The 15,983-nt window shown below is 61.6% G+C and carries 10 protein-coding genes; 7 read left to right on the top strand and 3 right to left on the bottom strand.

Annotation, left to right across the window (positions count from 1 at the left end; all coding sequences use genetic code 11):
- Positions 1–2: 2 nt before the first annotated feature.
- Positions 3–965 carry a YbgA family protein gene (locus ACL0K2_RS01220; protein WP_413043585.1) on the bottom strand — a complete coding sequence of 321 codons (963 nt, stop codon included), beginning with the start codon at positions 963–965 and terminating at the stop codon, positions 3–5.
- Positions 966–1,289: 324 nt separating this feature from the next.
- On the opposite strand from ACL0K2_RS01220, the gene ACL0K2_RS01225 reads away from it, so the two are divergent.
- Both ACL0K2_RS01225 and hemH read left to right on the top strand, forming a co-directional pair.
- The gene (locus tag ACL0K2_RS01225; RefSeq protein WP_045161975.1) at positions 1,290–2,201 is read left to right on the top strand and encodes a TIGR01777 family oxidoreductase; all 912 of its coding nucleotides are present in this window, start codon (positions 1,290–1,292) and stop codon (positions 2,199–2,201) included.
- Between the two features lie 60 nt (positions 2,202–2,261).
- Positions 2,262–3,287, top strand: coding sequence for a ferrochelatase (gene hemH, locus ACL0K2_RS01230; RefSeq protein WP_045161976.1), 1,026 nt, complete (start codon positions 2,262–2,264; stop codon positions 3,285–3,287).
- 68 nt (positions 3,288–3,355) lie between these two features.
- Here the strand turns inward: hemH and ACL0K2_RS01235 are convergent, their stop codons facing one another.
- Positions 3,356–5,992, bottom strand: a complete 2,637-nt coding sequence (locus ACL0K2_RS01235) for an EAL domain-containing protein (RefSeq protein WP_413043586.1) — start codon at positions 5,990–5,992, stop codon at positions 3,356–3,358.
- A 159-nt stretch (positions 5,993–6,151) separates the two neighbouring features.
- Positions 6,152–6,598, bottom strand: coding sequence for a PAS domain-containing protein (locus ACL0K2_RS01240; RefSeq protein WP_413043587.1), 447 nt, complete (start codon positions 6,596–6,598; stop codon positions 6,152–6,154).
- A gap of 181 nt (positions 6,599–6,779) precedes the next feature.
- Between ACL0K2_RS01240 and ACL0K2_RS01245 the strand changes: the two genes are divergently transcribed.
- From ACL0K2_RS01245 to nahK, 5 genes are all read left to right on the top strand, one after another.
- On the top strand, positions 6,780–7,733 hold the full coding sequence (locus ACL0K2_RS01245; RefSeq protein ID WP_413043588.1) for a MerR family transcriptional regulator: 954 nt from the start codon (positions 6,780–6,782) through the stop codon (positions 7,731–7,733).
- Between the two features lie 124 nt (positions 7,734–7,857).
- Entirely contained in the window at positions 7,858–10,392 is a 2,535-nt protein-coding gene (gene pqqF, locus ACL0K2_RS01250) for a pyrroloquinoline quinone biosynthesis protein PqqF (RefSeq protein ID WP_413043589.1), read from the top strand.
- 309 nt (positions 10,393–10,701) lie between these two features.
- Positions 10,702–11,892 carry a porin gene (locus tag ACL0K2_RS01255; RefSeq protein WP_239609391.1) on the top strand — a complete coding sequence of 397 codons (1,191 nt, stop codon included), beginning with the start codon at positions 10,702–10,704 and terminating at the stop codon, positions 11,890–11,892.
- A 359-nt stretch (positions 11,893–12,251) separates the two neighbouring features.
- Positions 12,252–13,391 carry a nitric oxide-sensing protein NosP gene (nosP, locus tag ACL0K2_RS01260; protein ID WP_239609481.1) on the top strand — a complete coding sequence of 380 codons (1,140 nt, stop codon included), beginning with the start codon at positions 12,252–12,254 and terminating at the stop codon, positions 13,389–13,391.
- Positions 13,309–15,969, top strand: coding sequence for a hybrid sensor histidine kinase/response regulator NahK/ErcS' (gene nahK, locus ACL0K2_RS01265; RefSeq protein ID WP_413043590.1), 2,661 nt, complete (start codon positions 13,309–13,311; stop codon positions 15,967–15,969). The genes nosP and nahK overlap by 83 nt, the downstream gene beginning before the upstream one ends.
- Positions 15,970–15,983 lie beyond the last annotated feature (14 nt).

Raw genomic sequence — 15,983 nt, forward strand, 5'->3', positions numbered from 1 at the left:
CGTCAGATTGCGTTGCGCAGGCTGAGATTCTCGGGGTGCGGCTGCAGATAGGCCTGATTGGCAACATAGCGATCCGGATGCCGGCGGAAGTGATGCTTGAGCAGCGTCAGCGGCACCACCAGCGGCACGACGCCTTCGCGGTATTGAGTGATCAGGTGCTGCAGCTCCTGCTTATCTTCGCTGCCGATGTCACGTTTCAAGTAGCCGCTCAGGTGCTGCAACACGTTGCTGTGGTTGCCGCGCGACGCGGTCTTCTTCAAGGCTTGCATCAATTGGCGGAAGTAGGTGGGAGCGAACTCGTCCAACGGCATCTTGCCGATCGTCGCGACCATCCGACCGAGTGCCTTGTACTGCAATGGATCGGTCGCCATCAGCTGATACTTGTAACGTGAGTGGAAATCCACCAGTGCCTTGCGCGTCAGTCCAGTATCCCGCAGGCGCTGCCATTCGGCGTGGGCGAAGACCCGCGACAGGAAGTTTTCTCGCAGCACCGGATCGTTGAGCCTGCCGTCTTCTTCCACGGGCAAATCCGGCCATGCCTGCATGAGGGCGCGCGCGAACAGACCGGATCCGCCGCCGTCAACCGGATGACCATTGGCCTGATAAACCTTCACCCGCTCCATACCGCAGGAGGGGGACTTCTGCATCAGGATGTAGCCGCTGAGGTCATCCAGTTCAGCGGCGATCCGCTCGCCGTAGGCGGTTAGCGCGTCGCTGACGTCCAGCTCCGGATGCACGGTACCGACGGCACGAGGATTGGTGGGCTCGCCGACCAGCCGAATCGGCTCGCGTGGTGTACCCAGGCCGATGGCCACTTCCGGACAGATCGGCACGAATTCGAAATGACGAGCCAGCGTTTCGCTGCATAACCGTGATTCCTTGTGACCACCATTGAAACGTACAGGACTGCCCAGCAAACAGGCGCTGATACCAATCTTGATGACAGGACGTGACGGAGTAAGCATTGGGCTGGCCTCAACTATTTATTGTACAGGAATACTTATATGTACAATTTTGTCCATTCTAGGTTCGCCTTTGTACAAGTCAATCGTCTCAATGACCTCGCCCGAATGATCATGCGTGGTATCACAGGTTTTTGGATTTGCCGCAAAGAAGCCGGCGGCAACGCCGAGGCGACGATTTTGCGCGGCGGAGTGGGACGGCGCGCCCCAAAGTGCGGCTAAAAGCTGTGCATATTAACCCTGCCTGTACAAGGCTATTATCAAGTACATGGCCGTCCAGCCTCCGGGGCAGGAGCGGTCCTTCGCTGAACCAAGGAGGTCGCCATCATGAACATATTGCTGACCGGTGGGACTGGCCTGATCGGGCGAAAGCTCTGCCAGTACTGGCTGGCAGAGGGGCATAAGCTCTGGGTTTGGAGCCGTACGCCGGAGCGAGTGGCCGAGCGCTGTGGCGAGGGGGTGACGGGCGTCGGTCAGTTGCAGGAGATGGATCAAGTTCCGCTGGATGCGGTTATCAACCTGGCGGGTGCACCGATCGCAGATCGCCCCTGGACCCGCTCGCGCCGCCTGCTGCTCTGGAACAGCCGGATCAATCTTACCGAGCAGCTGATCGAATGGCTGTCCGGGCAATTGAAGCAACCGCAGGTGCTGATATCCGGATCGGCAGTGGGTTGGTACGGCGATGGGGGCGAGCGCGAGCTGAGCGAAGACGATGGCCCTGCCGGCAACGATTTCGCCAGCCAGCTCTGCGGAGCCTGGGAAGAAAGCGCCATGCGCGCGAAGCGCCTCGGAATCCGCGTTGTCCTGGTGCGCACCGGTTTGGTGTTGGCCCGAGACGGAGGATTCTTGCAGCGTCTGATGCCACTGTTCCGGCTGGGGCTGGGCGGTCGTCAGGGTAGCGGCCGGCAATGGATGCCATGGATTCACATAGACGACGAAATCGCCTTGATAGATTTTCTGTTGCGGCAGCCGGCTGCGCACGGCCCCTACAATGCCTGCTCGCCGCAACCGGTGCGCAACGCCGAATTCGCCAAGGCCCTGGGGCGCAGTCTAGGGCGTCCGGCGATATTACCGGTTCCGGCGCTCGCCTTGAGAGGCACGCTGGGTGAGTTGTCCGGGCTGATTCTCGGTGGTCAGAAGGCAATCCCGGCGCGGTTGAGGGCAGCAGGGTTTCACTTTCGCTTCGTCGAGCTGGATGCGGCATTGGCGGACCTGCGCAAGCCGCAGTCAGCTGTGTAAAAATGCGCCGCCCGCGGCGGGTTGGCGGCGTGATTCTTTAATCAGTAGTCAGGAATATGCATGACTGAGCAGGCGTTGTTATTGGTCAACCTGGGTTCACCGGCTTCTACCGAGGTCGCGGATGTGCGCCGCTATCTCAATCAATTTCTGATGGATCCCTATGTCGTCGATCTGCCATGGCCCATCCGCCGCTTGCTGGTATCGCTGATTCTGGTCAAACGCCCGGCGCAATCCGCTCATGCCTACGCATCGATCTGGTGGCCGGAGGGGTCGCCACTGGTCGTGCTCAGCCAGCGCCTGACCGATGCAGTGCGTCCTTACTGGACTGAAGGTCCCGTTGAACTGGCAATGCGCTACGGCGAGCCATCGATCGAGAGTAAGCTGGTCAAGCTCGCGAAGCAGGGCATCAAGCAGGTGACCTTTGCGCCGCTGTATCCGCAGTTCGCCGACAGCACCACGACTACCGCCATTGACGAGGCGCAGCGTGTGATCCGAGAGAAGCGCCTCGAGATCAAGCTTTCGATCCTGCAGCCGTTCTATGACCAGCCGGAATACCTCGACGCGCTGGTCGATAGTGCTCGGCCGTACCTGGCGCAGGATTTCGATCATCTACTGTTGAGCTTCCACGGTTTGCCCGAACGCCACCTGCACAAGACCGACCCGACGGGCTCGCATTGCCTGAAAAGCGCGGACTGCTGCCAGCGAGCCGAAGGCGAGGTGCTCGCCAATTGCTACCGCGCCCAATGCATGCAGAGTGGCGCGGCATTCGCCACGCGCGCCGGGCTTCGCCCGGAACAGTGGTCGGTTTCGTTCCAGTCACGGTTAGGCCGCGCCAAGTGGATCGAGCCCTATACCGAAGCGCACCTGGAAGAGCTCGCGGCTATGGGCGTGAAAAAGCTCTTGGTGATGTGCCCGGCATTCGTTGCGGACTGCATCGAAACCCTGGAGGAAATCGGTGATCGCGGCCGTGAGCAATTCATTGGCGCGGGAGGTGAAAACCTGCAGCTGGTTCCCTGCCTGAATACGCACGAAAGCTGGGTGCAGGCGCTGGTCGCGCTCTGCCGGAGGGCGCCGCAGGCCTTGTAGGAGGCCAGCCACAGCTTGCAGCTCGGTGGGTCAGGTGCGAGCGCGGCTCCCGCTACGGAAGCCTGCGATCACGCCACGACTACAAGCTGCAGCGCTTCGAACTCGTTCAGTGGGACGGGGCGACTGAACAAGTAGCCCTGGAACATCTCGCAGCCGTTGGCAATCAGCAACGAGCGTTGCGCTTCTGTCTCGACCCCTTCAGCGATGACTTCCAGATTGAGCCCCGCGGCGAGCGCGCAGGTGGCCCGGACGATCATCTGGCTACTGGGGTCCTCGGCCAACTGGCGGACAAAGGACTGATCGATCTTCAACTGATCGAGCGGTAACCGCTGCAGGTAGGCCATGGACGAATAACCGGTGCCGAAATCGTCGATCGCAAAGCGGATGCCGTGCTGTTTCAGGATGTTCATCCGCACCACAGCTTCTTCCATGTCATCCAGCAGCAATGATTCGGTGATCTCGAGCTTGAGTAGTCGTGGGTCGGCGCCAGTGCGCTCCAGTAACTCGAGCAGGCGGTGGGCGAAGTCGGACTGATACAGCAGGCTCGCGCTGAGGTTGACCGCCAGCGTCAGTTCGTCTCGGCCCGGCTGGTGGGCCCAAGCGGCAAGCTGCTCGCAGGCCTGGGTCAGTACGACGAAATCCAGCGCTTCGATCAGTCCAGCGCGCTCGGCCGGTCCGATGAAGTGGATAGGGAACAGCAGGCCGCGTTGCGGATGCTGCCATCGCGCCAGCACTTCCGCCCCGACGAGCCCCCGATGTCGTTCGATCTGTGCCTGGAACTGAATCACGAACTCGCCGGCGTCGAGCCCGCGGCGAATCTCCTCTTCCAGACGCAAACGTTCCTGCACCGCTTGCTGCATGCGCGGGTCGAAGAAGCGCAGCGCGTTCCTACCAGCTTGCTTGGCTTCGTACAGGGACATGTCGGCGCGCTTCATCAGCTCCTCGGCGTCGCCGTCGCAGGCATTAAGGAGTACTACGCCGATACTGGCGCTGCTGTGTAACAGTAGCGACTCCAGCCGGTAAGGCGCGCTGAGCGCCGCGAGCAGTTTTTCTCCGATCTGCTCGGCCCGGGCTGCCGCATATTCCGCCCGTAAGTCCAGGTCTTCGAGCATGACCACGAACTCGTCGCCGCCGAGCCGGGCGATAGTGTCGATCGTGCGGACCTCGTTGCTTAGTCGTTCGGCGACCTGGCAAAGCAGCAGGTCGCCCGCCTGATGGCCATGCAAATCGTTGATGTTCTTGAAATTGTCCAGGTCGATGAACATCAATGCGCCGTAACGCTGGCTGCGATTGGATGCTGCTAACGCCTGTTTGAGACGATCAAGCAGCAAACGGCGGTTAGGCAGGCCGCTCAGTGGATCGTAGAAGGCGAGGTGATGAATGCGCTCTTCCGCTTCCTTGCGCTCGGTGATGTCGGTGAAAGCCGCTACGTAATGCGACACCTTGCCGTGCGCGTCAAGAACCGTAGTGATCGACAGCCACTCGGGGTATATCTCACCGCTTTTGCGCCGGTTCCAGATTTCCCCCTGCCAGGCGCCGGTCTGCTCGATACTGCGCCACATGGCCTGGTAGAAGTCGGGAGTGTGCCGTCCGGAGGCGAGCAGACGAGTGTCCTGACCAATGGCTTCCGCTGCGCTGTAGCCGCTGATATCGCTGAATGCCTGGTTCACCCGCAGAATACGATTCTCCGCGTCGGCGATGATCATGCCTTGCTGGCTTTCGAATGCGATCGAGGCGATGCGCCGCTCCTGCTCGGCATTGGCGCGCTCGCTGATATCGCGGCTCAGACAGACCACTGCCGGCTTATACGGTTGCGCCAATGTCAGGCGTTGTGCCCGTACTTCGAAGACCTTCAGCCCGCCAGCGCTTTGGATGGAATATTCGAAAAGGCCGGGCGAATCGCTGGCGAGAGTACTGCGGATGAATTCACGAAAACGCTGTGCCTGCGATGCTGGAAGCAGGTCATCCAGGGTTTTGCCCACCAACGTTGGGTCAGTGCCATGGGAAACGGCGGCATCGTTGGCGATCACTTCAAGGTAGCGACCATCCTCATCGAGCACCATCAGCACGTCGGGAATCGCTTGGGTAATAGCCCTCAAGCGAGCTTCGCTGAGGTGCATCGCGCGTTCGATCTGCGCGCGATTGAGCATGTCGGCCAGCATCAGGCCGAGTAACACCACCGCGGTCGGCATCACCAGCAACATCGGAACCGCGACCTGATCGATGGTGGGTGCCACGAAGGGCGCTGGCAAAAGCAGCAGGGTGGCGACGACGCAAGCATGCAGCAGCAGGCCAAACAGCAGCAGCGGCCGGAAGCCGATCGCCAGTTGTCCGCGCTGATGAAAATATCGATAGCCGAGCCCCAGACCGATTGGCAGCATTACGTTGAGCAACCCGACCCAGACGCCCGAGCCGCCGAGCCACAACCGGTAGCTGCCTGCCAACACGCCGGCGATACCGGCGACGATCGGGCCGCCGAACAGCGCCCCCATGCTCAGCACCACGGTGCGCGCGTCGAAGATGATTCCCGACTGCATGGAGAGCGGCATCAGCATGCCGACGATGCAGGCGCCGCCGAACCACAGGCCCGCCATGCACTTTGCCCGGCGGTGATGGCGCTGTCCCCACTGGCGAGCGGTATAGGACAGCAGCCAGCAGAGAGCGAGCATTACCGTTGCGTTTTCGGCGAAAGCGTAGGCGGTCAAGGATACGGGTCCGAATGCATCCGCCGTTCAGCTAGGCGGTGGTTAATGGTTGACTATCTGTTCGCAGCAGGGCGATCTGACACATCGGCCATGCTTCAAGCGTATCGGCGACAGTTTGACCGGCTGAAGGGCAAATGGATAAAGGACGACCAGAGGCGGTTAGCGTTTAAGTGCGTCGAGCTGACTTTTGAGTTGCTGCACTTCGGCTTCCAGTTCGACGACCCGCTGTCCAGTCTCGACCTCGAGGCTGACGTCCTTTTGAATACCGATGAAATAGGTGAGTTGGTCAGCTTCGTTGAATACCGGTGTGATCGAAAGCTCGTTCCAGAACGCGCTGCCATCCTTTCGGTAATTGCGGATGATCTGGCGGCAGGGCTGGCTGCTCCTTATCGCCTCGCGAATCGCCGCGACACCGGGCTGGGCGCGGTCGTCTGCCTGCAGGAAGCGGCAATCCTGATAGAGGATATCCTCCACGGCGTAACCGGTCAGGCGTTCGAAGGCTGGGTTTGCATAGATCAAGATGGTGTCCTCACCCTCTTGCTCGGCAATCACGATCCCATCGTTCGAGGCGTCGATTATCCTTTGCAGCAGCTTGGCATTGATCATCTGAGGCCCCTCATTCGTGGTCGCGGCATTCTAGATCAACTTCGGACGGGACGGCACGGTCTGGCGTGGCGCAGAGCGGCCGGTCGATACTGGAGCGAGCCGAACTGCGTATTTCAGCACGGTCTGAACGGCTCGGGCCTGGGCTACAATGCGCCGATCATCTGCATGAGCTGCCCGCGTCATGACCGAACCTGCCCAGGTATCCACACGGCTTTCTTCCGACACGCTCCGGCAGGAAGAGCTGTTCCCGATTCGGGAAGTCTCGCGTCTGACGGGCGTCAACCCGGTCACGCTGCGCGCTTGGGAGCGGCGCTATGGTCTGATCCAGCCCACCCGCACCGAAAGTGGCCATCGCCTTTATTCCCTGACCGATATTGAATCCATTCGCAGCATCCGGTCCTGGACCGACCGTGGCGTCGCCGTCAGCAAGGTGGGCAGCATTCTTTCCCGCCATGCTGCAACCAGAGCCGCCTTACCGGTGGAGCAGCAGGAAGCGATAGGTGAATGGAGCGAATGGATGGTGCAGGTGCAGCACGCCGTGAGTAGTTTCGATGGGGCCCGACTGGATCAGCTTTACGGGCAGATTTTCTCCCTTTATCCGCAGGCGGCGGTCTTTCAGGATGTGTTGCTTCCGGTGTGGCAACAGCTGCTGCTGCGTCAGGGCGAATATGGCCAGACCAGCGAATGGCTATTTCTCGATGCGTTCCTCCGCGCCCGCGTGCTGCAGCGGTTGCAGATTGCCAGCAGCCAGGCAGAAAGGCGCGTCTTGCTAGCGGCCTTGCCAGGACCGTGTCGAGAGCTCGAGCTGTTGATCACCGGTCTGCTGCTGTCCAGCGACACCGTAGCCGTCAATGTGCTGGGGCTCGGACAGCCTCTCGATGAGCTTCCGCTGGTTTGCGAAAAGGCTCGTCCGCGTGCGCTGGTGCTTTATGCCAATGCCCCACCGAGCGCGGTACTAATGCGCCAAATGGCCAAGCTCTCGCTGGGCATCGACTGCCCGCTGGCGTTGGTAGGCGAGGGGACAGAATTTTCGGAAGAAGTTTTTAGAGGGGCCTCGATTGCCTGCCTCGGCACTTCGGGCAAGCTGATGCAGCGCCGCCTGTTGCAGCTTCTCGACGGGCATCTGGATACCTAACGACCACCGACACGGCCGTCAGCCGGCTTGCTGAACGGCGCGCAGGGTCCGATGCTTAAGCATCATTGTGTCGGCCGCGACTCGGCGCGATGCTTAGCGACCTCAGCCGGAACACGATGACGCCATGCTCCAGACTTCCGATCCGACGCAGCGTCCTCCACAAGTGGCTCTGACCAAAGGATTGCGGGTGCGCCTGCTACCGTTATCGCACGGCGCGCAGGCCGCCGCCCTGGTGCGGGTTCATGCCGGTTCCCATGACGCTCCCGAGAGTTACCCAGGGCTGGCCCATTTCCTCGAGCACCTGCTGTTTCTCGGCAGTCGTGACTATGGCGCGGCACAAAGCCTGATGCCTTTCGTTCAGGGGTGCGGCGGGCAGTTGAATGCCTCGACTCGCGAACGTCATACCGACTTCTTCTTCCAGCTCCCGGCCAGCAAGCTCGAAGCAGCTTTGCGGCGTCTGTTGGATATGCTGGCGCATCCGCTGCTCGATCCCTCTGCACAGCTGCGCGAACGCGAGGTGTTGCATGCCGAATACCGCGCCCGCGCCCAGGACATCGAAACGCTCTGCGATGCCGCATTGAGCACAGCCTTCGATCCTGCTCACCCGCTCAGCGGTTTTCATGCCGGCAACCGGGACACGCTACCGGTGGAGGATCCGCAGTTTCAGCAGATGCTGCTCGATTTTCATCAGCGCTTCTACCAGTGTGGACAGATGGAGCTGTTGTTGGCCGGACCGCAGAGCGTTGCCGAACTGCAGCGGCTCGCGGCCCTGGCGGACGACACGCTCACAGCGGGCGGCGCCGTCACCCGCGCCGTGCAGCCTTTGCGTTGCAATCGTGATAGCTGGCTTCGGTTACAGATCGCAAGCGCTCAGCCGCGGCTGAATCTCCTGTTCGCCCTTGACGCGATGCCTGAGCACGGCGTGCCAGCACTGGATCACTTTGCCAGTTGGATAGCGTCCGAGGCGCCTGAAAGTGTTGTCCAGCGGCTACGCGCGGCAGACCTGTGCCAATCGTTGAAGTTGCGCGTGCCTTATTGGCATGCGGGGCAGGGCGTGGTGGTCATCGAGCTGATGCTGACCGCGCGAGGCTTAGCCGAGCGAGCGAGGATTGTCGACGCGGTGCTCGACTGGCTGCGCTTCTTCTCGGACGAGGCACGCTGGCAACCCTGTCGCGAAGAGTATCGAAGCATCCGTCAGCGAAGCCTGCAGGGTGCCGAGCCGCTGGCCAAGCTACGCCATTGGGCGGACCCGCTGGCCTGGGCCAACGACAGCGACGAAGTGGCGATCCGCGAGGCGCTGGGTACGCTCTTGAGGCAGATGATCGGGGCCGGCCCGCTGGTGTTAACCGCTGACACCGCCGCCTGCGAAGCCATCGAAACCGACGGTTTTCCGCTGCGCCTGGGACTGGAAACGCCGTCGCCAACAGAACCGCACTCCTGGGGCTGGCAACAGCCGGCACCCAATCCGTGGCTGCAGCCCTGTGCCGCGACGCACGGGGCCCGTTCGGTCACGCCGGCGCTACGGCGGCTTGGGCCGGGTGATGCCAGCGATCGTGGGGCGCTGTTCGTGCATTGGCGATTCGCTGCCGGGCAGCCACCGTCGGGGTTATGGCACGCACTGTCGCATGCCTTGCGCTCGGGAATCTGGGCCGCGCAGCAGGCCGGCGTAACGCTGCGTTTAGAGGATCTGGGAGAGGGCTGGTGTCTATCACTCGAAGGCTTCGCCGAGGCCATACCGATGATTCTCGGCGACATATCGCGGCTGCTGCTCGAGCCGCCCGCGGAATCGTTCCCTCTGGGCGATCGGCTTGCCGAGCGTGAGGTGGCGCTCGGTGACGGTGAGATGCTGATCCGTCAACTCCTCAAACGCTTGCCTCGGCTGCTCGCGAGCGTGTCCCGGAACGCCGGTCGGGATGCCGTATTGACGGAGCCGTTAGCCTTGTCTCGGTACTGGCAATCGGCGCAATGGCACGGTCTGGCGATAGGCTTTGCACCGGCCTTCAGTGACTCGCTCGCGGATGCGATCAGCAGGCTGCCGGGAACGCCCTCGAGCGCACCCGTCGCAATGGCCGGCCATTGCGCAGGCCGGCGTTGGCACGATATCGGCGGCGGGGTGCCCATGTCCGAAACGGCCTTTCTGCTGTTTTGTCCGCTGCCGGACCGCACGGTCGCATGCGAAGCGGCCTGGCGTGTCTTAGCGCGTCTGCTTGAAGGGGCCTTCTTCCGCCGCCTGCGCAGCGAGCTGCAGCTGGGGTATGCGGTTTTCAGTCGCTTCTGTCAGTTGGGTGGCCACGCCGGCATGCTCTTCGCGGTGCAGTCGCCAGTGGCGTCCGCCGAAGCGATTCTTGACCATATTCAGACCTTCCTATTGGACTTCGCCACGACGCTGGCGGAGCAGTCCACCGAGATCGTCGAGCGTGCCGCCCGCGAAGCGAGCGACAGGCATGTTGTCAGTCCGACAGAGCTGCACGCCCGGGCAGAGCAGGCCTGGCAGAGCGTCCTGGCAGGGCATGACGTTGCGCATCCCGCGCAGGTTGCCGCCGCCATGTGCAGCCTGCGACGCGACGATCTAACCGCAGCCCTGGATGCCCTGCGTGCTGCGACCGGGGGCTGGGTCGTGGTTGCCAACGCACCCGCGCCGGCCCCTGACTGGTCCTGATTCCGCTCCGCTGCTGCGCCGTTCTCGCGCCATTGCCGCGCGGATCCTCGCCATCTTTAATCGATCCAAACGCCATGATTTGGCCGTACGGACAGGCCCGTATGGTGTTGCCTGGGCATACCTAAGCGTGACGGCGTACTACCTAGGCGCTAGTTCCTCCGGCATGACGGGCATGTGCTTAAAGCGCAAGACAACGCTAGCGGCCAAAGAAGTAGCCAATTGCCGCCATAGCAGCGTATGGCCTCGCGGTTGCGCTTTCGATAATCCGCCTCGACACGACTGCCTGTCGTCACATCAGCGGAGAGCGCCATGCACAACAAGAAGAAAGCGGTTACCACCTTTTTGCCCCTGGCTCTGGCCAGCGCGATTGCCATGAGCCTGAGCCAGTCGGCCATGGCTGAAATTGTCCTGTATGACCAGGACGACACTACCTTTTCCACCGACGGCTATGTGAACGCCTTCTTCGTCAACAGCGACGTCGACCGCGAAGGCGAGCTGAACGACCGCCGCCAGTCGCGGGTGAAGATGGGATTCCTGCCCAACTGGATCGGCTTCAACTTCGGCAAGCAGGTCGGTGACCTGAAGCTTGGTGCGCGTTCATCTTTCTGGGTCACCATCAACGACAGCGATACCAACGGCACGGCCACCGCCATCGACGTACGCCAGTTCTACGGTACCGTTGGTAGCGAGTGGGGCGAGGTCCTGATCGGTAAGGATTTCGGTCTGTTTGCTCGCTCCAACATTTTCATGGACGAGATGCTGGCCAGCTTTGGCAACTCGGCCGACGCTCTCGGTCTGGTGGATGGTGCCGGCGTTTCGTTTGGCAACATCGGCACCGGGTACCCCTATCCATTCCCGACCTCGCAGATCACCTACCGCTCGCCGGTCATGGAAGGGCTGCGCGTGGCCGCCGGCATCATGGACCCGGTCGACACCAACAACGACACCACCAACGGCGGCCAGTCGTACCAGGACAATCCGCGCTTCGAGTCGGAAATCACCTACCAGTTCGATGTCGGTGGCGCGCAGATATACTCCTGGCTGAACGGCGCCTATCAGACCTCTGACAATACCGACTCCACCGTGGATGAAGTAACCTCCAAAGGCCTCGGTTACGGCGTACAAGCCAAGATGGGTGGGGTCTCGCTGACCGCCTCCGGGTTCCAGGCCAAGGGCATGAGCCCGTTCTTCACCAACAACTTCCTCGAGCCGGTTTTACGCGAAACCGACAGTGACGGCTATCTGCTGCAGGGTTCTTATACCTTTGGCAAGAACCGCCTCGCGCTGTCGTACGGCAAGACCCAGGACGACGGCAACAACGTGGTGGCGCTGGGTAGCGAGGCCGATTATGAAACCCGTGGGATCGCCTACTTCCGGACCATCAACGACAACCTCAAACTGGTGGCCGAGTACAACCAGTATGAAGTCGACGCGGCTGCTGGAAGCAGTCTCAATGAAGACACCAATACCTTCGCGGTGGGCGCCGTGCTGAACTGGTAAATCCCACTGCTGCACGCACCGGAGGTCCTGCGCGACCTGCCGGTGACGAACCCCGCCGAAACGGCGGGGTTTCTTTTTTCTGCACGAATCGTTGGCCCCGAAACAGCACTCGCTGCGAGAGGCCCAGGCTGACGCAGGCCTATCTTCGGGGCGAAGCGTTCAAGCGTCCCGGGACGGCCTGGGGTTCCGACGCCGATGACTACCGAGTGCGTTTGTCGCATCGCGACCTTGGCAGGGCACCACCGGTACTGAAGTAGCATTTTCGTGCCGAATGCCCTGACCAAGAATGAGGTCATCCAATATCGGTGTATGGGGTGCGGTGCGTGATCGAACAAGACGGCGAGGCGATACGCACAGCGATGTCCGAAGCCCATGACGCCGAGACGGTGGCGCAGGATCTGGCGCGTCAGCTGATTCATCCGCACCTGGGTTTTGTCCTGTTCTTCTGCTCGGCCGAATATGACCTGCCGGCGCTGGGTGATGCATTGAAGCAGTACTTCGGCGGCGTAAGGGTGGTGGGATGCACCTCGGCCGGTGAGATCACCTCGCAGGGTTACGGGCGCAGTTGCGTCACGGCGATTGGTTTCGATCACCGCAGTTTTTCCATTGCCAGCGAGCTGATCGTCGAAATGGATCGCTTCGGGCTGATCGACGCTCAGCAGTTGGTCGAGCGACTCGGCAGCGACTGTCGGAGCAACTCGCTGGCGCCGATCAAGGACCACAGCTTCGCCCTGACGCTGCTCGATGGTTTGTCCAGCCGCGAGGAAATCGTGCTATCGGCCCTGAGTGCCGCCTTCGGCAGCATTCCTCACTTCGGCGGTTCGGCGGGCGACGATAATCATCTAGCTGACACCCATGTCTACTACGACGGCAAGTTCCACAGCGGTGCAGCCATCGTCGTGTTGGTCAATACCTGGTTGGACTTTGAGGTCTTCACCACTCATCACATGCTGGCGCGCAGCGAGAAGCTCGTGGTGACGCACGCCGACAGTCATGCCCGGCGCGTCTATGAATTGAACGCCGAGCCCGCCGCCGAGGAATACGCCCGGCTTATCGGCGTGAACGTCAATGACCTCGACCACCGGCTGTTCGCCGCCCACCCGCTGGCGGTGCGCATCAACGAGCATTACTACGTGCGCTCGATACAGAAGGTCAACGCAGACCTCAGCCTGACGTTCTACTGCGCGGTGGAGAACGGCATCGTCCTGACCGCCATGCAACCCGGGCCGATGATGCCGAATCTCGAGGCGTTGTTCGAACGGCTCGAACAGCGCCTCGGCTCGCCACTGCTGACCATCGGCTGCGATTGCTTTTTGCGGCGGTTGGAAATCGAAGGCGACGGTTCGACGCAGCAGATGTCCGCGTTTCTCCGACGCCAACAGGTGATCGGCTTCAACACCTACGGAGAGCAGTTCAATGGCATGCACATCAACCAGACCTTCACCGGCGTCGCCATCGGTCGGCCTGGAGGACGGGCTGGAGAAAGGAGCGCTCGCTGAGCTACGCCTCAGACAGGCCGAACTCGAACGCGAGAACCACAAGCTGCGGCGCATCAACGCCGCGCTGATCGAACGCATCGAGTCCAGCGGCTCCGGGCGCGATGCATCCTACGCGGCCTTCCAGCACTCGGTCGAACTGGCCGAACAGGTGCGCGAGCGAACCGATGCGCTCAACCAGGCGATGGCGGAGCTCAAAGCCAGCAACCGCCTGCTCAGCGACGCAAGAATGCGCGCCGAAACCGCACATCAGCATCTGGTGGACGCCATCGAGAGCATTTCCGATGCCTTCGTGCTGTTCGACAAGGATCAGCGCATCGTCCTGTTCAACAAGCGCTTCAAGTCGTTGTGGAGCCGTACTCGGGCGCGCATCAACAGCGGCACGCGGCTTTCGGAACTCAAACGACTGGCTGAAAGCAGCGGGATGATCGCCGAAGAGCATCGCGGCAAGGCCAACGAGCCAACCGTCTACCGTCTGCAGAGCGGGCGCTGGGTGCAACTCAGCGAACGGCCGACCCGTGAGGGCGGCCTGGTAATGCTCTACACCGACATTACCGAGGTCAAGGTCAGCGAAACCATGCGCCGCGAGCAGGCCCTGGCGCAAAAGTCGCGGTTGCTCCAGCGCGCCGTGGACAACCTGTCCCAAGGCGTCGCCATGGTCAGCGCAGATGGCAGCCTGGAGCTGTGGAACGGTCGTTTTCTGGAGCTTTGCGGCCTGGCACCGATCGAGGCGCACCGGCCGTTCGAAGAGGTCATGGCCGACAGTGAACTGAAACTGCTGACACCCAACAGCCGCGATGCCCGGGGCAATCCTCTGAGCGAGCTAGAGCAACACCTGTTCGATGGCCGTACCCTGGAAGTCCGCACCCATCCGTTACCCACTGGCGGCTTCGTCAATACGTTCACCGACATTACCGAGCGCTACCGGCATGCCGAGGCGCTGCGCGAGAGCGAACGCTGGATCCGCCTGATCACCGATCATGTTCCCGCGCTGATCGCCTACGTCTCGGCGGATCTGACCTACGAGTTCACCAACAAGGTCTACGAAGAGTGGTATCGCTGGCCAAGCGACGGCATGCTCGGTCAGTCGCTGCGTGAGATCCACAGCGGGGAACATTGGCAGCAGCTCGAACCTTATATCGAACGCGCCATGTCCGGTGAGAACGTCAGTTTCGAAATGGCCGAGCCCAACCATTCGGGCCAGCAGCGGTACATGCTGCGCTCCTATGTGCCGAATCGGCAGGCCAATGGCGAGGTGGCGGGCATCTTCGTGCTGATCCAGGACATCACCGACCGCCGCCGCACCGCTGAAGCCTTGCATCAGGCCTATCAGAACCTTGAGCAACGCGTGCGCGAGCGTACCGCGGAGCTGACCAGCCTGAATGAGCAGTTGCTGTGTGAAATCGATGAGCGCGCCCATGCCGAAGCCCGCCTGCGCGAAGCCAAGCGTGAAGCGGAGCTGGCGAATCTATCCAAGACCAAGTTCCTCGCCGCGGTCAGCCACGACCTGTTGCAACCACTCAATGCCGCACGGCTATTCACCAGCGCTTTGCTCGAGCAACCCGTTGCGCCGAACGGCGGCCTGATTCGCAACATCAGTAATTCCCTGGAGGATGTGGAGAACCTGCTCGGTACTTTGGTGGATATATCCAAGCTCGACGCGGGTGTGATCAAGCCGGATATCGCTCCCTTCGCCGTCAGCGAGCTGTTGGAAAACCTGGCTGTGGAGTTCCGCCAGATCGCTGGCGCCGAGCACCTGCAGCTGGATTTCATCCCATGCTCGGCGCTGGTACGCAGCGATATCCAGCTACTGGCACGGATTCTGCGCAACCTGCTGACCAATGCGATTCGCTATACCCCTCAAGGTCGCGTGCTGCTCGGTTGCCGGCGTCGGCGGCAAAGCCTGTCCATCGAGGTTTGGGATACTGGGGTTGGTATCGCCGAGGATCGCCTGGAAGAAGTCTTCCACGAATTCAAACGAGGCGAGGGGGTGCGTCCCAACCAGGACCGCGGGCTTGGCCTGGGGCTCGCAATCGTCGACAAGATCGCGCGCATGCTCGGTCACCGGATCCTGGTTCGCTCGCAGCCGGGGCGCGGTTCGGTATTCGCCATCGAAGTACCGCTGTCGAAGCGTGCGCCCAAGGCCAGGCAGGAGCCGAGCTCCTCGGACCTGCTGCTGGAACGCCTCAAAGGGGCCAGGGTTTGGGTAGTCGACAATGACACCGCGATCTGTGCGGGCATGCGTACTTTGCTCGAAGGCTGGGGCTGTATGGTGATCACCGCGCTTTCGGAAGAAGATCTGGCCGGGCAGGTCGATAACTTCCATGCCGACGCCGATCTGATCATCGCCGATTATCATCTCGATAACGGCTGCAACGGCGTCGAGGTGGTCGCCACGGTCAACGCGCGCCGCGCCAGCCCGCTACCGGTGCTGATGATCACCGCCAATTACAGCAATGAACTCAAGCAGCAAGTGCGTGAGCTGGGCCACATGCTGATGCATAAGCCAGTGCGGCCGATGAAGCTCAAGACCGCCATGTGCCACATGCTGGAACACGGCCATTCGCAATGGCTCCGCTGACCGGAAGGAATACT

Origin of the sequence: Pseudomonas sp. YJ42, assembly GCF_047225135.1 — a bacterium.
Taxonomy (GTDB): Bacteria; Pseudomonadota; Gammaproteobacteria; order Pseudomonadales; family Pseudomonadaceae; genus Stutzerimonas; species Stutzerimonas stutzeri_E.